This is a genomic window from Thermococcus sp. P6 (genome assembly GCF_002214525.1).
Classification (GTDB): Archaea; Methanobacteriota_B; Thermococci; order Thermococcales; family Thermococcaceae; genus Thermococcus.
The window spans coordinates 965,001-982,057 of the sequence record NZ_CP015104.1; the positions used below are offsets into that span (position 1 = coordinate 965,001).

Annotated in this window: 16 protein-coding genes; 5 read left to right on the forward strand and 11 right to left on the reverse strand. The window is 57.7% G+C overall.

Annotated elements, in window-relative coordinates; translation table 11 throughout:
• Positions 1 to 45 precede the first annotated feature (45 nt).
• Positions 46 to 1,092 (reverse strand): glycosyltransferase family 2 protein, encoded by a 1,047-nt coding sequence (locus A3L12_RS05215; RefSeq protein ID WP_088882632.1) that lies wholly within the window; start codon positions 1,090 to 1,092, stop codon positions 46 to 48.
• A gap of 31 nt (positions 1,093 to 1,123) precedes the next feature.
• Positions 1,124 to 1,393, reverse strand: a complete 270-nt coding sequence (locus A3L12_RS05220) for a hypothetical protein (protein ID WP_088882633.1) — start codon at positions 1,391 to 1,393, stop codon at positions 1,124 to 1,126.
• Between the two features lie 89 nt (positions 1,394 to 1,482).
• Here A3L12_RS05220 and A3L12_RS05225 point away from each other — a divergent pair, with 89 nt between their 5' ends.
• Positions 1,483 to 4,077 carry an ATP-dependent helicase gene (locus tag A3L12_RS05225; protein ID WP_088882634.1) on the forward strand — a complete coding sequence of 865 codons (2,595 nt, stop codon included), beginning with the start codon at positions 1,483 to 1,485 and terminating at the stop codon, positions 4,075 to 4,077.
• Here A3L12_RS05225 and A3L12_RS05230 read toward each other — a convergent pair.
• From A3L12_RS05230 to A3L12_RS05255, 6 genes are all read right to left on the reverse strand, one after another.
• Positions 4,069 to 4,773, reverse strand: a complete 705-nt coding sequence (locus A3L12_RS05230; RefSeq protein WP_088882635.1) for an ATPase domain-containing protein — start codon at positions 4,771 to 4,773, stop codon at positions 4,069 to 4,071. The genes A3L12_RS05225 and A3L12_RS05230 overlap by 9 nt on opposite strands.
• Before the next feature lie 71 nt (positions 4,774 to 4,844).
• Positions 4,845 to 6,683 carry a prolyl oligopeptidase family serine peptidase gene (locus A3L12_RS05235; RefSeq protein WP_088882636.1) on the reverse strand — a complete coding sequence of 613 codons (1,839 nt, stop codon included), beginning with the start codon at positions 6,681 to 6,683 and terminating at the stop codon, positions 4,845 to 4,847.
• 39 nt (positions 6,684 to 6,722) lie between these two features.
• Complete coding sequence (thiD, locus tag A3L12_RS05240; protein ID WP_088882637.1) at positions 6,723 to 7,802, reverse strand: bifunctional hydroxymethylpyrimidine kinase/phosphomethylpyrimidine kinase; 1,080 nt, start codon at positions 7,800 to 7,802, stop codon at positions 6,723 to 6,725.
• The gene (thiE, locus tag A3L12_RS05245) at positions 7,799 to 8,413 is read right to left on the reverse strand and encodes a thiamine phosphate synthase (RefSeq protein ID WP_088882638.1); all 615 of its coding nucleotides are present in this window, start codon (positions 8,411 to 8,413) and stop codon (positions 7,799 to 7,801) included. Before thiE ends, thiD begins: the two co-directional genes overlap by 4 nt.
• A gap of 70 nt (positions 8,414 to 8,483) precedes the next feature.
• Positions 8,484 to 9,083 (reverse strand): CPBP family archaeomyxosortase MrtA, encoded by a 600-nt coding sequence (gene mrtA, locus A3L12_RS05250; RefSeq protein ID WP_088882639.1) that lies wholly within the window; start codon positions 9,081 to 9,083, stop codon positions 8,484 to 8,486.
• 33 nt (positions 9,084 to 9,116) lie between these two features.
• Positions 9,117 to 9,968 (reverse strand): peptidylprolyl isomerase, encoded by an 852-nt coding sequence (locus tag A3L12_RS05255; RefSeq protein WP_088882640.1) that lies wholly within the window; start codon positions 9,966 to 9,968, stop codon positions 9,117 to 9,119.
• Between the two features lie 129 nt (positions 9,969 to 10,097).
• On the opposite strand from A3L12_RS05255, the gene cysS reads away from it, so the two are divergent.
• From cysS to A3L12_RS05275, 4 genes are all read left to right on the forward strand, one after another.
• Positions 10,098 to 11,528, forward strand: coding sequence for a cysteine--tRNA ligase (gene cysS, locus A3L12_RS05260; RefSeq protein WP_088882641.1), 1,431 nt, complete (start codon positions 10,098 to 10,100; stop codon positions 11,526 to 11,528).
• A gap of 77 nt (positions 11,529 to 11,605) precedes the next feature.
• On the forward strand, positions 11,606 to 12,253 hold the full coding sequence (locus tag A3L12_RS05265) for a phosphoribosyltransferase (protein WP_088882642.1): 648 nt from the start codon (positions 11,606 to 11,608) through the stop codon (positions 12,251 to 12,253).
• A 12-nt stretch (positions 12,254 to 12,265) separates the two neighbouring features.
• Positions 12,266 to 12,553 (forward strand): hypothetical protein, encoded by a 288-nt coding sequence (locus tag A3L12_RS05270; RefSeq protein ID WP_088882643.1) that lies wholly within the window; start codon positions 12,266 to 12,268, stop codon positions 12,551 to 12,553.
• Positions 12,553 to 13,551, forward strand: a complete 999-nt coding sequence (locus A3L12_RS05275; protein WP_088883225.1) for a metal ABC transporter solute-binding protein, Zn/Mn family — start codon at positions 12,553 to 12,555, stop codon at positions 13,549 to 13,551. The genes A3L12_RS05270 and A3L12_RS05275 overlap by 1 nt, the downstream gene beginning before the upstream one ends.
• 9 nt (positions 13,552 to 13,560) lie before the next feature.
• Here the strand turns inward: A3L12_RS05275 and A3L12_RS05280 are convergent, their stop codons facing one another.
• Genes A3L12_RS05280 through A3L12_RS05290 form a run of 3 tightly spaced genes read right to left on the reverse strand, consistent with a single transcriptional unit; the run spans position 13,561 to position 17,016 of the window.
• A complete protein-coding gene (locus A3L12_RS05280; RefSeq protein WP_088883226.1) occupies positions 13,561 to 14,448 on the reverse strand; it encodes an ABC transporter permease in 888 nt (295 codons plus the stop codon).
• Positions 14,448 to 15,497: an ABC transporter permease gene (locus tag A3L12_RS05285; protein WP_088882644.1), complete on the reverse strand. Its 1,050-nt coding sequence runs from the start codon at positions 15,495 to 15,497 to the stop codon at positions 14,448 to 14,450. Before A3L12_RS05285 ends, A3L12_RS05280 begins: the two co-directional genes overlap by 1 nt.
• On the reverse strand, positions 15,478 to 17,016 hold the full coding sequence (locus A3L12_RS05290) for an ABC transporter ATP-binding protein (RefSeq protein ID WP_088882645.1): 1,539 nt from the start codon (positions 17,014 to 17,016) through the stop codon (positions 15,478 to 15,480). Before A3L12_RS05290 ends, A3L12_RS05285 begins: the two co-directional genes overlap by 20 nt.
• Positions 17,017 to 17,057: the final 41 nt, after the last annotated feature.

Genomic DNA, 17,057 nt, shown 5'->3' on the forward strand with positions numbered 1-17,057 from the left:
CACCTCTGGAACCTTTGACGGGGACTTTAAAAGCCTGTGTCCGCCTCAGGCCCTCCCCAGTAAAAGGGAGACATAGCCGTAGAGGTGTAGAACGAGGTAGAAGACCGCCCAGAACCACAGAAGGAGCGGGAAGAGGAGGAGGTTCAGGATCCTCCCGCCCTCGAAGAGCGTGGCCGGAAGCATCGTGGCCGTCTCAAACAACCACCAGAGGACGAAGAGCCCGGGCCGACCGGTAATTAGAAGGAGGGGAATGAGCAGGTCGAAAAGCGCCACGACATCCGAGAGGAGCAGGAAGGTCAGCTCTTTGGTGAAGCCGCCGCCGAGGTTCTTCAGATCGCCGAGGAACCAGCGTTTTCTCTGTTTCCAGAGGGTCGAGAGGCTCTTCGGCATCTCGGTCCAGACCCTTGCGCGTGGAGCGTAGACGACCTTTCCGAGGGTTTTAACGGCCTTTGTAGTGGCGTAGTCCTCGACGGCATCATCAACGAAACCCCCGATCCTCTCCAGAGCTTCCCTCCTGAAGGCCGCTACGGGGCCCGGGGCGAGGCTCAGGTCCTCGAGCTCCTTAGCTTGTCTGAACATCGCTATCCTCAGGTGCTCGACATCCTGGGCCATCTCGAGGAAGGAGCTTCCCCTCACCCTGACGCTCCCGCCGACGCCGAGGACATCGTCCGAATGGAAGCGCTTCACGAGTTCCCTGAGGGCTTTCGGCTCGAGGCTGCTGTCCGCGTCCGTGGTTACGATTACCTCCCCCGATGCCCTTGAGAGACCGAAGTTGAGGGCCTCCGCCTTGCCGCCGTGTTCCTTCTTGTAGACCCTGAGCCGGGGGGAGGTGAGGGAGCGTGCCACCCTGAGGGTATCGTCGTCGCTCCCGTCGTCCACGAGGATAACCTCAAAATCGGGGTAATCCTGTGAAAGGGCCGATTCAAGAGCTTTAAGGACGTTTTTTTCCTCGTTGTAGGCCGGGATGAGTATGGAAACCCGGGGGGTCCAGTCCCTCGTTGCGTAACCCCTCAAAAGACCCTTGAGGTAACCGAGAAAGAAGTATCCGTCCCACAGGATGACTATGAGCAGGCAGGGGAGGAGGGGATTCATGTCCCTGACTTCGGCGGGGGATTTTTAACCTTTATTCGAGGATCCTGTACCTGATCACGTACCTCCCGTGCTCGAAGCCGTCCATCTCACCCTTGAGAACCTCCACGGGCTCGATCTTAAGCCCGAAGTCCATGGCCTCCCACTTTATGTCCTCGAAGTAGTCGTACAGGCCGCAGGTCGCACAGAACGAGCCCGAGAACTCGATGATGGCTTCTCTCCCTTCCACCCTGAGTATCCTCGCCCGGGCCTCGCTCCCGTGGAGTTCGTTGAACTCCTTTACGATCCTTTCCAGGGGCTTCATCTTTCCACCAAATTTGGTTCTCCATTGGGCTTAAAAAGTTTATTAGATTAACCGAATAGTTTAAAAACCAAAAACCAGAACGATCACCGATGGGGGAAGAGAGGATACGCTTTGCCGAGAGGGAATACGGGGACGAGGAGATATTCGAAATACTGAGCGAGCCGGTTAGGGAGTGGTTCAAAGGGAAGTTCGGAACCTTCACCCCTCCCCAGCGCTATGCCGTCGTGGAAATCCATAAGGGTGAAAACGTGCTCATCTCCTCACCCACAGGTTCCGGAAAGACCCTCTCAGCTTTTCTATCGGCGATAAACGAGCTCATACTCCTGGGCAGGGAGGGAAGGCTCGAGGATAAAATCTACGTGCTCTACGTCTCACCGCTGAGGGCCCTTAACAACGACATCAAAAGGAACCTCGAGGTCCCCCTGAGGGAGATAAGGGAAGTCGCGAAAGAGCTCGGTCAGGAACTCCCCGAAATCAGGGTGGGGATAAGAACGAGCGATACGTCGAGCTATGAAAAATCCCGGATGCTGAAGAGGCCTCCCCACATTCTAATAACAACACCCGAGAGCCTCGCGATAGCCCTCAACGCACCCAAGTTCCGCGAGAGGCTCAGGACGGTAAGGTACCTCATCGTGGATGAGGTTCACGCGCTGGCCGAGAACAAACGGGGAACCCACCTTTCGCTCAGCATCGAGAGGCTCGCCGGCTGGAGCGAGGAGGGTTTCGTGAGGATAGGGCTTAGCGCCACGATCCATCCCCTTGAGGAAGTGGCGAAGTTCGTGTTTGGCTTCGACGATAACGGGGAGCCCAGACCGGGTCTTATAGTTGACGTAAGCTTCGCCAAGCAGACCGAAATAAGGGTTGAGAGCGTGGTGGACGATCTCATCTACACCGATGCGGGAACGTTAAGCAACGCCCTTTACAGGCGCCTCGCGGAGCTCATAAGAAAGCATAAGACGACGCTCATCTTCACCAACACGAGGAGCGGTGCCGAGAGGGTGGCATACAACCTGAAGAAGCGCTATCCCGAGTTCGAGGGCCTTGTAGAGGCGCATCACTCAAGCCTCTCGAGGGACGTCCGGCTCGATGTGGAGGAGAAGCTCAAGAGGGGCGAGCTGAGGGCCGTCGTCACTTCAACGAGCCTTGAACTCGGTATAGACATAGGAACGATAGACCTCGTCGTCCTCATAGGCTCACCGAAGAGCGTCAACCGGGCCCTGCAGCGCATAGGACGGTCGGGCCACAGGCTGCACGACGTCAGCAGGGGCATAATACTGGCCCTTGATAGGGATGACCTCGTCGAGGTTACGGTTCTGGCCCACAACGCCAGAAACCGAAGGCTGGACAGGGTAAGGATACCCCGGAATCCGCTCGATGTTCTGGCTCAGCACCTCCTCGGAATGGCCCTAAACAGGGTATGGGAGGTGGAAGAAGCCTACAGAGTAGTGAAGCGCGCCTATCCCTACAGGGATCTTCCCTTTGAGGACTTCATGAGCGTTCTGCGCTATTTAGCGGGTGAATACGTGGGGCTCGAGGAGAGGAAGGTCTACGCAAAGATATGGCTCGAGGACGGGAAGTTCGGAAGGCGCGGTAAGATGACGAGGGTGATCTACTACATGAACACGGGCACGATACCCGACGAGGCAAAGATCAGGGTTTACACAGTCGATAAACAGTTGATCGGGACGGTTGAGGAGGAGTTTGCGGAAAGACTGATGCCAGGGGACGTCTTCGTTCTGGGGGGGAGAACCTACGAGTTCTTAAGGAGCAGGGGGAACAGGATATACGTGGTCCCCCGCGAGGGGGCGAAGCCCACGATTCCGGCGTGGTTCTCGGAGATGCTCCCCCTGAGCTTTGATCTGGCCCTTGACGTTCAGCGCTTTAGGGGGGAAATAGCCGGGCTCCTCAAAAACCCCCGGGCCGAGCGTTTCCTGATGAAGAAGTACGGCATAGATCTAAGGGCCGCGAGGGCCATTCTGGCCTACTTCCGTGAGCAGGAGAAGTACTCAACTATCCCGGATGAGCGAACGGTTCTGGTGGAGGAGGTTCTCGGAGATAAACGCAACAGGTACTTCTTCCATACCCTGATAGGACGGAGGGCCAACGATGCCCTGAGCAGGGCCTTTGCGTACCTCGTGAGCGAGAGGAAGGGAACGAACGTTGGAGTTGCCATAAACGACAACGGTTTCGCCCTTATCCTACCTTCCGATAAAAGGCTGACTGAGGAGGAACTGCTGGAGCTCTTCAGGATCGCGGACCTCCGGGAGGTTCTCAAAAACGCCCTTGACAACACCGAGCTCCTGAAGAGACGCTTCCGTCACGTTGCCAACCGCGGATTGCTCATCCTCAGGAGGTACGTGGGGCGGAGGAAGAGGCTTGGCAGACAGCAGGTCATGGCGGTTACACTGCTGAAGGTCCTCAGGGAGAACCATCCCGGATTTCCCCTCCTCAGGGAGGCCTACAGGGAGATAACCGAGGACAGCATGGACGTTGAGAACGCGGAGTTCTTCCTCAATCTGGTGGGGGAGGGTAGGGTAAGGATCGTTGTGGAGCACCACGAACTTCCGAGCCCCTTTGCCTTCAACCTCGAGGCGATAGGCTCGAGCGACGTGGTCCTGATGGAGGACAGGAGGGAGATGATAAAGCAGCTCCACAGAAGGATAATGGCCATGATATCAGGGTAGCGAGATAATCCGATCCTTGTAGACGACTATTCCCCTATTGGTTATCTCATAGGGCCTCATACTGTGATCGAAGCTGCTTCCCCTGAACTTCAGGATTCTCAGCCCGCGGTAGAGCGTCCCCTGTATGTCGAAGGCCCTCATCTCCATAACGCCGCTGACGAGGTATTCTTCGATGTCCGTTTTATGTAACTCCGACGTCATGAGAACCGTTATTCCCCTCTTGCTCATGCTCTTCACGAAACCAAGGAAGGCCCTTCTGTAATCCTTCTCCTCTGGAGACGTGATTTTCAGCATGCTTATTGGATCGAGGATGATCCTTCTGTAGGGCCTGAGTTGGAGCTCCTCCAGTATGGCCTTCGTCATCTTTTCCATACTGCTCGCGAAGGACTCGAAGAAATCATTAACGAGGACGTAGCGTTCGGAGGTCGGGGTCGCGTCTATGATGGTGAGCCTTATGTCGTTCACCCTGAAACCCATTCTGCTCATGTCCGGTTTCAGGTTATCGATGGGCTCCTCAAGGGTAACGTAAAGAACGTCCTCGCCGTTGGCTATTCCCGCCATGGCAAAGTGCATCGCCAGAGTGGTCTTCCCCGTTCCGGGGGCACCCTTCACGAGGTAGGCCCTCCCCGGTATCAGACCCCCGTGGAGCATGGCATCGAGTCCCGGGATACCCGTTGAGATCCGTTCGTCGCTCATCGTTCCCCCCGATCTTCAACTTTTCGATATAAGAACATTTCGATGTAGGAACCTTTCGAGGTTTTAAAAAATTAAAGGTTCCTGAGGACAAAGGCCAGAAGGTCCGTCAGTTCCCTCGCCCTCGTTTCGGGCGATGCTCCCATGTGGCCGCTCATCGTCTCGACCCGCAGGTAAACCGGGGCACCGAGCTCCTTCAGCCGGGCGAAGAACTTGAAGGCATGGCCGGGATGGACGCGGTCGTCGTGAAGGCCCGTGTATATCAGGGTTGGCGGGTACTTGGCGGGCCTGACGTTGTGGTAGGGGGAGTACCTCAGGAGAAACTCCCTGTCCTTCGGATCATCGGGGTTTCCGTACTCGGGGATCCAGACGCTCCCGATGTAGAGCCTGTGGAACCTGAGCATGTCTATGACCGGGTAGCCTATCAGGGCCGCGTCCATAACGTCGGGCCTTCTGGTGAGCGTTGCGGAAACGAGCAGCCCCCCGTTGCTTCTGCCCCACGCGGCGATTCTATAACCCCTGCCCCTGAACCTCTCGAGAACCGCTATGAAATCTTCAAAGACGTTCTCCTTTCTCTCCCTCATTCCATCGCGATGCCAGTCCTCGCCGTACTCGGAACCACCGCGGAGGTTGGGCATTACGAAGCTCCCCCCGCGCTTGAGGAACGGTATGACCTGCGGGAAGAACCTTGGCGTGAGGGAGATGTTGAAACCGCCGTAGCCGAAGGCCCAGACCTTCTTTTCGTCTCCCCTTCCCTTCACGTGGAAGTAGTGGATCCTCGTGCCGTCCCTTGAAGGTACGAAATCCTCCTCAACTGTGAAGTCGCCCTCGACTTTAACTTCCTCCAGAGTTTTGAGATTTCCATCAAAGCTGTAGAGCCTGTAGGGAACTGTGAAACTCTCGTACTTTAAAAGAACCCTCTCCCCGTCGCCGTCGAGAGGATAAACGCTGCCCGGAGTTTCGAAGGTTATCTCGTCGAGCCTCTCCCCTTCGAGGGAGTAAACCTCGAGCCGGTGGCTGGCGTGCACGAGTCTGCCGGCTAGGATCCTCCCGCGCGTTATAACGGCCCACTCAAGCGGAAAATCGCCCTCGGGAATCACTTCCACCCCTTTATCCTCGATGCGGACGACCTTTCCCAGACCCCCCCCTTCCTTCGTGAGGATGTAGGGCCGGCCGTTGAGGACATCGATCGGTGTGGCCGGAACATCGGAGGAGTAGACCTTTCTCCATTCCCCGGGTCTTTCAATGGGTCCAGCGTACACGTCCGCCCGGTTCCAGCCGAAGGTTACCGTCAGGAGGGCCCACTTCCCGTCGGTGCTCTTCTTCAGCGAGAGAAAGTAACCGGAACCGAGGCCCTCGCCGAAGACCATTTTCTCCCCGCTCCCGTCCTTGAAGAAGAGCCTTACAGCGGGTGCCTTCACGCCGTCGGGCGTTTCTCCATGTCTGTAGAAGCGGGAGAAGTAGAATCCTTCCTCCGTGAACGTCACGTTCCAGACGGAGGTGAGCTCGTCTATGAGTTCTCCGCTCTCGAGATCCACGATCCGGGTGGTTCCTTCGTCGGCACCGCCTATCGAGAAGCTGTAGGCAAGGAACTGCCCCTTCCTGTCGACGTTGAAACCCTGCAGAAGGACCTCCTTTCCGATCTTCCTTTCGAGTTCTCTGGAGTTAACGACCTCCTCCCCTTCAAGCCATCGAATGACCTGCTCCTTTCCCCGCCGGTACATCGCCAGAATTCCCCTCTCCGTGAGATTCGCATCGTAGAGAGTGGGCATGGAATAGTACTTCCAGACCTCAGGGAACAGCTCCACGCTCAGGTCACCCACGAACTCCCTGAAGCGCCTGTTCTCCTCCTTCACAAGCCTTAGAAGGCGCTCGTCCTCAAGGTTCTCCATCCAGAGGTAGGGATCCTCCATCGAACCACCGTTGAGATAACGGCCGTAACGTTGATAAAACTATCGGCGAGATTCCAGCCCTGCCCTCTCAAGGACCTCCCGTGCCGAGGTTCCGAAGATGGGCTTACCCTCAAGGAGAAGGAGGCATCTCGTTCCCGGTTTTTTCTTCGCCTCTCGAAGCAGAAGGTCGAAGATGTCCTCGGGGGCACCGAAGGTTATCCTCCCGTTCCTCAGGACGGCCACGTTCTCCCGGTCTGCTCCATAGGGCATGGGAGGGGAGCATGCGAGGATGGCGTTATCGCCCACCTTCTCCATCACCAAGCTCAGTTCCTCGTAAATCCGCCACCTCAGGGCTGGAACGTCCCGCCATGCGTTCTGGTTCACCGGGCAGGGGCCGTGGCCGAGGGGGATCCCGTACCTTATGCCCATCGTAACGAACCTCTTTGCCTCCCGAACGGACTTCTCAAGTGGCCTTCCAAGGGCGAGGTTCGCGGTTATCGCCGCCGAGAAGGAGCAGCCGGTCCCGTGGGTGCAGCCCCTCAAAAGGGGTCCCCTGTATTCTCTGTATCTCCCGTTGTGGTAGAGAACGTCCACCGCCTCGTTGAGGCGGAGGTGTCCACCCTTCACCACCGCCGCCCCCGCCCCGAGCTCCTCCACGATGAACCTCGCCGCCCTTCTGGCATCCTCCAGGCCTTTTATTTCGATCCCTGTGAGGCGCTCGGCTTCCGGGACGTTGGGGGTTACCACGGAGGCGAGGGGTATCAGGCGATTTTTGAGCACCTCCACGGCGTCTTCCTCGAGCAGTGCCCTTCCGCTCGTTGCTACCATGACGGGATCGACGACCAGAGGGAAGCTGTACTTCTCAACTGCCTCAGCTACGGTCCTGACTATGGCCCCGTTGCCCAGCATCCCGGTCTTTGCGGCATCAACGCCGATATCTTCAACCACCGCCTCAATCTGGCCCGCCACCACCTCGGGGGGTACGCCGTGGATTGCCCGCACCTCGAGGGTGTTCTGGGCCGTTACGGCCGTTACAGCAACGAGCCCGTGAACGCCGAAGGAGGCGAAGGTTTTGAGGTCGGCCTCTATTCCGGCCCCTCCCCCGCTGTCGCTCCCGGCTATCGTCAGGGCCGTTCTCATCCCATCACCTCGCGTTTGAGCTCCATGGTGGCCCTCTTAACGTCGGGGGCCCCAACCACGGCCGAGATAACCGCCACCCCGCTAACGCCGAGCCTTACAACGTCCCTCACGTTCTCGCGGTTTATCCCGCCTATCGCCACCACCGGGAGTCGGGTCACCTTCAGGACCGCCCTGAGGCCGTCGAGGCCTATGTAACGTGCGTCCGGCTTCGTGCTCGTGGGAAACACCGCCCCCACGCCGAGGTAATCGGCCCCCTCCCTCTCGGCCCTCAGAGCTTCCTCCGGGGTGCGAACGGAGGCCCCGATGATGAGACCGGGGGCGATCTTCCTCACAAGAGGGACGGGCATGTCTTCAGGCCCCAGGTGAACGCCGTCCGCATCCACGGCGAGGGCAACGTCCACCCTGTCGTCCACGAAGAAGAGGGCATCGTAATCGAGCGTGAGCTTTCTGAGCTTCTTCCCGACCTCGACCATCTCCCTCGTGGGGGCGTCCTTTATGCGCATCTGGATCGCGGTTGCTCCCCCCTCCAGAGCGTCCCGGACGGTCGATACCTCGTCCCTCAGCCGCCTGTCGGTTATGACGTAGAGTTTTAGTCTCTCCCCCAGGTCCATACCCTCACCTTAGCCCCCTAAGGCCCGATTTTTATAACCCTTTCCTTTAATCCTATGATTAAGTTATGCATCAAAGGAGGACGCAGAGCAGATCGAAGAGGACCGACCCAGACCAGTGGAGCAGGAAGCTCGGCAGAAAGCTCCCGCTCCTGAGGTCGAGCTTTGAAAAAACTATCCCGGCCACAAAGGAGTAGGGAACCTCAACCTCCGGCTTGCCGATGTGGGCGAGGGTGTAGGGAACGTTCTGGGCCAGTATCCCGATCCACTCGTTCTTCTTTGCGAGAGGGAAGAGGAGAAACCCGCGGTAAAATGCCTCGTGAGAGAACATTATCACCCCGATGGCCAGTTCTTTCAGGAAAAAATCGGTCCAGTTCGAGTAGGTGAAGTTCGGGTAGTAGGCCTTCATGGAAGGCACCGTGGTCCCGTAGAGGCTCAGGGGAACCGTGAGGAGGAAGAGCAGCAGGGCCCACCTGTAACCACCCCTGCCGGCGGTTATCCCGAGCTCGGCCGGTTTGAAGCCGAGGGCGAGGGAAAGGGGGAGAGGGAGGATGAAGTAGAAGAGGAGGTTATAGCCCGCCCACCGGAAGATTCCACCTCCGGCGTGGCGGAGCAGGAGGATGAAGGGCATCATCGAGATGTAGAGAACCCACGGGTTCCTTCTGAGCCTCATGGAGAAAAGTTGGGGGAAGGGAATAAAAGCCTTTCACTCACCGCTTTCCTCGCCTTCTTCCTTCCCTTCCACTTCCGGTTCCCCGGTTTCTTCCTTCCCTTCGCTCTCTTCCTTCTCTTCGCCGTCCTTCTCCTCCGGCTTTTCGGTTTCCTCAGCGGTCTCCCCCTCTTCTCCGGGCGGTTTTAGGAGTTCCTCCACCCCCGGCCTGAAGGTGACCTCCTCGTAGCCTATGAACTTCAGGTCGCTCTCGAGCAGGATCTCCCCTAGGACGAGGGTGTTTCTGTCAACCTCTCCGGCCACCTGGGAGAAGTCAACGCTAACGTCCTTCTCGCCTATCTCTATGATGACCTTGTCCTTATCCACCATCGGCATGCGGAGCTCTATGAGGGCCCTGACCTTCTCTATCGGGTCCTCGATCTTTTCAAGGATCTCAACCTCGTAGACGAGGTGCTTTCCGGCGTAGGGGTGGTTGAAGTCCACCCTCACCCTGCCACCGCTTACCGTCAGAACCCTGCCCCGGAGCTTCCTTCCGCCCCCGGTCTCTATCTCAACGGGCATTCCCGGGAAGGGGCTTATTCCCTGCCTCCTGAACTGTCCGAGGGTGAACGTCTTTATGAGCTTTGGATCGCGTTTTCCAAAGCCCTTCTCGGGCGGAACCACTATCTCGTACTTCTTCCCCACCTCGAGACCTTCGAGAGCCTCGTCCAGCCCCTTGAGAACGTGACCTGCACCGACGGCTATGGAAACCGGGCCGTAGATGCCTTTCTCGGAGTATATCCCGGCTTCCTTTGCGACCTCCTCATAAGTTGTGTCGAACACCTCACCAGTTTCCCTGATCTTCCCGGTGTAATGGAGTTTTATGACGTCTCCCTTCTGAACCTCCATGGGCGTGACCTCCTTTATCGCTCTAACCCCGATTGAAGGATGTGGTTTTTAAGCTTTTGCAGGTTTCGAATTCCGGCAGACCTAAAACCTAATAAAACGCGTTGAGAAACCCGGTCCGGTGGTGGAAGAATGGCCATAAGGGTTTACAACACCTTAACCCGGAGGAAGGAGGAGTTCAGGCCGATCAGGGAAGGGGAGGTCAGGATGTACGTTTGCGGCCCGACGGTTTACGATTACACTCATCTCGGTCATGCCAGAACCTACATAGCCTTCGACGTTATCAGGAGGTACCTCGAGCACCGCGGTTACACCGTTCTGATGGTGATGAACTTCACGGACATAGACGATAAGATCATCCGGAGGGCGAGGGAAACGGGGGAGGATCCCAGGGAGCTCGCCGAGAGGTTCCTGCGCTACTTCCTCGAGGACATGGCTTCCCTGAGGGTTAAGCCGGCCGACGTCTACCCGCGCGTTACGGAGCACATCGATGACATCATAGACTTCGTGAGGAAACTTCAGGAGAAGGGCTACGCCTACGAGGGAAGCGACGGCGTTTACTTCGAGGTCGGGAAGTTCGGGGATTACGGAAAGCTCAGCGGGATAAGGCTCGAGGACCTGAGAAAGGGCGCCAGAGTGGAGCCCGGCGAGGGAAAGAAGAACCCCGAGGACTTTGCCCTCTGGAAGAAGGCCAAACCCGGTGAACCGAAGTGGGAGAGCCCGTGGGGGGAGGGAAGGCCCGGATGGCACATAGAGTGCTCAACCATGAGCACCAAGTACCTCGGTGAGAGCTTCGACATCCACGGCGGCGGCAACGACCTGATCTTTCCGCACCACGAGAACGAGATAGCCCAGACCGAAGCCTGCACGGGCCACGAGTGGGTAAGGTACTGGCTTCACACGGGCTTCCTGATGGTGAACGGGGAGAAGATGAGCAAGAGCCTCGGCAACTTCGTCACGGTAAGGGAGATGCTCAGGCGCTACGATCCCGAGGTGATAAGGCTCTTCGTCCTCCAGAGGCACTACCGCTCGCCCCTCGACTACACGGAGGAGGGCATGGAACACGCGAAGAACAACCTTGAGAGGCTTTACAACACCCTCGAAAACATCCGCGTGGCCATGAAGGAGGCGGATATTTCGTTCAGGTGGGAAAAGGAGGAGTTTGAGGCCTACGAATCCATAAGGAACGCGAGGAAAAAATTCTACGAGGCTATGGACGACGACTTCAACACTGCCGAAGCCCTGAAGGCCGTCTTCGAGGCGAGCACTGCCGTAAACAGGTACCTGAGCGACGTCGAAAGGCCCAAGGAGAGCATTCTGAGGAAGGCCATGGAGTTCTTTAAGGCTGTAAGCGAGATCTTCGGCCTCTTCGAGGACTACTTCCGGGAGCGGAAGGCGGAGAACGAGGAGGCCTTCATTGAGCTGCTCGTGGAGGTACGTTCCCGGCTCAGGAGGGAAAGGAACTTCGAGCTGGCGGACGAGATAAGGGCCAGACTCAGGGAGCTTGGAATCCAGCTTGAGGATACGCCAAAGGGGACGGTGTGGAAGCGTATCCGGGTGTGAGTTCCCCTTCTTCCGCTTTATTCACGGGGCGTAACGCTTAAATATACCCTCCCCCCCGCTCCGTTAAGGGAAGTCAAATGAAGAAGTTTCCGGCCTATCTCGCTTCTTGGGAGGACATAGAAAGGTGGGCAAAGGGAGGCGCCTGGAAGGTTCTGGAGGACGGCTGGAAGCCGGACGTTGTGGTGGGTCTCGCAAGGGGTGGCTGGGTCGCCGCGAGGCTCTACTGCGACTACCTCGGGGTAAAGGACCTCGTCAGTCTGAAGGTCGAGCACTGGGGGGTCACCGCCACCCCCGATGGAAAGGCAAAGCTGAGGTACGGCAGCAACTACGACCTCTCAGGAAAGAAGGTTCTGATAGTCGATGACATAAGCGACACGGGGGAGAGCCTGACCCTGGCCAGAAACTACGTGGAGGGCCAGAGACCATCGGAGATAAGGGTCGCAACGCTCCTCACCATAAAAGGCTCCCGTTTTAAGCCCGACTACTACGGCGAGGAGATAGAGTGGGCGTGGATAATCTTCCCATGGAACTTCGTCGAGGACATGATAAACCTCGTTAACAACCTCTTCGAGGAGAAGGAAGTCCTGACCACGGAGGAAATCATCGGGCTTTTCAAGGAGCTCCACGGGATAGTCATCCCGGGGGAGAGGATTGAAGAGGCCCTCCGCATGGCCGAGAGGAGAAACGTTTTTAAGTTCGAAGGGGCCGGCTGGCGTAAGGCCTGAGGGAGTGGTAGTTTGGACAGGGAGAAGATGGTTGAGGAGATCAGGAACCACAGCGTCTACGCCGGTGAGATCTACAAAATGTACAGCGAGGATATAGAGGGGGTGCTCGAGGAGTACGAGGACCTCAAGGAGGACTACCTGAACGATCACTCACGGGCGAGGATAGTGCGCATAGTCTTCAACGAGGACAACGGTCTCCCGCTGGCCATGGAGTTCAACAGAAAGGACGACAGCTTCAGGGGGTTCACGATAGCCATCGGCAAGCCCCACATCCGGAGAAACGGGAACGACCGGGAATGATGGGGGAGGTGGTGGGAACGCGGGCGAAATCTCTGGTAATCCTCCTTGTCCTCCTTGGAGCCCTTCCCTTCGCGGGGGCCTCCCCTGAGAAGCCCTTAGTGGTTGCCACCATAGCTCCGATAGCTTCGATAGTCGAGGACGCCTTCGGCGACTCTGTGGAAGTTGTCTACCTGATCCCACCCGGAACCGATCCCCACGAGTACCAGCTCACGGCGAGCCAGATAGAGCTCCTCCAGAGGGCCAGTGTTATAGTTACAACGGGCGGCCACCTGCCCGTGGAGAAGAGGATATCCGAACTGAAGGCGGAGGGAACCATAACCGCTGAAACGCTCTTCATCGAGGACTACGAGCGCCATGGGTTCAGGTACCTTCCGGAGTACTGGTACAACAACAAGGACAACCCCCATGGCGTCTGGCTCGATCCCTACAACGCGCTGGCGATGGCGGAAGCCACGGAGGGAGCCCTTGAAAAGGTGGATCCCGATAGAGCGGAAATCTACGCCTCCGGTTATCAAAACTTCAGGGATAGAGTGGAGGCCATCGTAAAGGCTTACAGGGCGCTTGTGGATGCAAACCACACCGCCGTCATTCAGATGCCCCCGGATCAGTACGCTCTGGAGTGGCTCGGGATAAAGGCGGTTGCTTCGATAAAACCCGAGGAGGAGGTCCCGGCCTTAGGGGTGGAGGACCTCGTTCCCAAGGCGGAGGGATCGGACTTAATAGTCTACGCCGTGGAAAGCCCCGACCAGCTGAAAGACGCCGTCAAGGAGCTTTCACTCAAGAGCGGCAGGCCGACGGCTGAGATAAAGGTCTTCTGGAAGGACGAGCCCTACACCGAGGTGCTTATCGAGAACAGCGCGGCCATAATCAGAGCCCTCGGGGGAGAAGCCCCCCAGCAGAAACCCGTCCAGAGAAGCGACGTTACCGATTACGTCCTGCTCTCGCTCGTAACGGGCGTCCTTCTGGGAACCATCATAGGGGTCATCCTGAAGAAATGAAAGGAGGGTTCACTCCCTCCTGTAGGGTTTTCCATCCCACTTCGGCGGTCTGGCCTTTCCGATTATCCCCGCCACGATTATGAGGGTCAGCACGTAGGGCAGCATCAGGATGAACTGTCCCGGGACCACGTGGAGGGGTGCCAGCCACGTCGCCAGAGTATCGAAGAAGCCGAAGAGCCAGCCACCGAGCAGAGCGGTGAGGGGGTTCCAGCCGCTGAACACCATGTTCGCCAGTGCTATGAAGCCCCTTCCTGCCGACATCGTTTTCTGAACGATCCCGAGCCATGCGACGCTCATGTAGGCCCCTCCAAGGCCCGCCAGAGTGTGCCCGTAGACGGTTGACCAGAACCTGTACTTTTCGACGTTTATACCGAGAGCATCGGCCGCTTCAGGATTCTCGCCGACAGCCCTGACGCGGAGGCCGAGGGGGGTCCTGAATAGAACCCACCACGTTACGAGCGCTATTGCCACCGTCACGAGAACCATGGGGCTTACCTTTCCGTATCTGGTGTCCCAGCTCCACAGGGTAACCGCCACCTGATGCTGGCCGGCCGTTCCCCAGTAGGCGATTATACCGAAGGGAACGACGCCCATCCCGAGCAGGTTGATTCCTATGCCCGGAATGACGTGGTCACCTTTGAGGTAAACCGTCAGGATACCGTGGAGCATCCCTAAGAGGGCGCCGGTCAGCATTCCTCCGATGAGTCCGGCCGTCGCGTGTCCGGTGATCTCGGCTACCATTGCCCCGAAGAAAGCGCTCATGAGGAGCACTCCCTCGTAGCCGATGCTGACGACACCGGCCCTCTCGCTCCAGACCGCACCAACGCTCGTGAGCACTATGGGCACCATCGCCATGAAGGAGTTTATCAGGATCGAGATCACGGATCCTGCATCCATCATCCTCCCCTCCTCAGGCTCTTCTTAATCAGGTCGTACAGTCCCGGAATGGCCACGGTGATAACTATGATGCCCTGTATGACTCTGATGATCTCGAGGGGCACCATGGCTCTGGCCTGCATGAGCGAGGTTCCGGCCCGGAGCATCCCGAAGAATACGGCCGCAAAGATTATGCCCAGGGGGTGGTTCCTTCCCACAAGGGCCACGCCTATTCCGTCGAAACCGAAGCCGTAGACGTTTGCCATCCCCTGACTTATGGCGTAGGTTGGGGGTTCCCCCATTATCTTCATGGCCCCGCCGAGACCGCTCATGATACCACCTATCACGAAGGACCATATCACTGCCCTGTCGGGGTTAACCCCGCCGTATCTGGCGGCCCTCGAGTTTATACCGCTCGCCCTCATCCCGAAGCCGAACTCCGTGTGCCAGAGGAGGTAGTAGGAAAGGACCGCCGCCACGACCGCCAGCACGAAGGCTATTGAAAGGTCCGTGTTGCCTATCAGGGGCAGTCTGGCGCTTTCAGGGATCCTTATCGTCTTATTGGGATCGCTGGGGTTGGCGTAGGGGCCGACGACGAGCCAGAGGACGAAGAACCACGCGATCCAGTTGAGCATTATCGTGGATATAACCTCGTGAACGCCGCGGTAGACCTTGAGGAAGGCTGCGGGAAGGCTCCAGAGCGCGCCGAGGAGCATGCCCATCACGAGGCCGAACCACATGTTCCCCCAGATGCTGGTGAAGATCACCGCGGCTATGGCACCGAAGTAGAAGGAACCCTCGGCACCGATGTTGAAGATCCCCGTTCTGGCGCTTATGGCGAAGGTCAGTGCCGTCATCATTATGGGCGTTGCGTAGGAGAGGGTGCTGGCTATGTCGTCCTTCGATCCGAGGGCACCCACGAGGAGCCAGTAGTAGGCCTCTAACGGGCTGTAGTTGAAGGCCAGAAGCACTATCGCACCTATCAGGAAGCCTATGAGAACTGCTATCAGACTCTCGATGAGCGGTTTCAGGTTAAGGCGCTCGATTAAATCACTTCCTGAGTTCTTCATAGCGTATTCCCCCCATCATCATCCCTATATCCTGAGTGCTAACCTCCCCGGGCCTCACGATCCCCATGAACTCACCCTCGTAGATAACCCCCATCCTGTCGCTCAGCTGGAGGACCTCATCGAGGTCGGCCGAGATGAGGAGGACGGCTTTCCCCTCGTTTCTGAGCCTTATCAGGTAGTTCCTTATGTACTCCGTGGAGGCGACGTCAACGCCCCTCGTGGGCTGTGCCGCTATAACGAGTAGCGGCCGCTTGCTAACCTCCCTCGCCACTATGAGCTTCTGCTGGTTTCCACCGCTGAGGCTTTTAACAGGGGCTTCCACGCCGGGGGCCGATATCTCGAACTGCTCTATGAGTTTCCTCGCGTGGTTCCTCGCCTTACCCCAGTCTATCGTCCCCTTCCAGCGCTGGAGTTCCTCCCTCCACTGCATGCCGAGGATGGAGTTTTCAGTAACGGTCATGTCGAGGATCAGGCCCATGTGCGTCCTGTCCTCCGGGATGTGCGCCATTCCTGCATCGTAAAGCTCCCGGGGAGTCCTGCCGGTAACGTCCTGACCGTTTAGGAGTATCCTGCCCTTTTCCGGCTTTCTAAGTCCTGTGATGGCTTCCACGAGTTCGGTCTGCCCGTTGCCTTCCACCCCCGCTATTCCAAATATCTCTCCGGCCCTGACCTGAAAAGTGAGCCCCTTAACCGCATCCTCACCACGGTCGCCCCTGACCCACAGGTCCTTAACCTCGAGTATTGCCTCCCCCGGTTCCTTCGGCGGCTTGTTGATCCTGAGGACGACGTCCCTGCCCACCATCAACCTCGCGAGGAGCTGTGGCGTCGCCTCGCTCGTCCTGACGCTTCTGACCACCTCTCCCTTCCGGATGACCGTAATCCTGTCCGTAAGCTCCATTACCTCGTTGAGCTTGTGGCTGATGAAGATTATCGTCTTCCCCTCGGACTTCAACTTCTTCAGAACCGCGAAGAGCTCCTCGACCTCTATCGGGGTGAGAACCGCCGTCGGCTCGTCCAGTATGAGAACATCAACGTTCCTGAAGAGCATCTTCAGTATCTCGATCCTCTGCTGAACGCCAACCGGGAGATCTTCCACCGGAACGTCGAGGGGCACCTTAAAGTTCAAATCCTCCATCAACCTCTGAAGTTTCCCGCGGGCCCTATCGACGTCTATTTTCGAAAAGAGCCCGTGGCCCTCCATTCCGAGGATTATGTTGTGGAGGGCGTCGAAAACTTCCACGAGGGTGAAGTGCTGGTGGACCATCCCGATGCCCTCCGCAATGGCCTCGGCCGGGCTCCTAAACCGGGTCTCCTTTCCCCGGATGTAGATTTTACCAGAAGTCGGGTGAAGCATTCCAAAGAGGATCTTCATGAGGGTTGTCTTTCCGGCACCGTTCTCACCGAGCAGACCGAGGATCTCGCCCCTGTAAACGGTCAGGTCAACACCCTTCAACGCTCTGGTACCGTCGGGATAAACCTTAACTATGCCCTTCATCTCCACTATAGGAGTCTCTTCCATTGGAACACCCCCGGGTTAGAACAAAACAAAAGAGAAAGGGA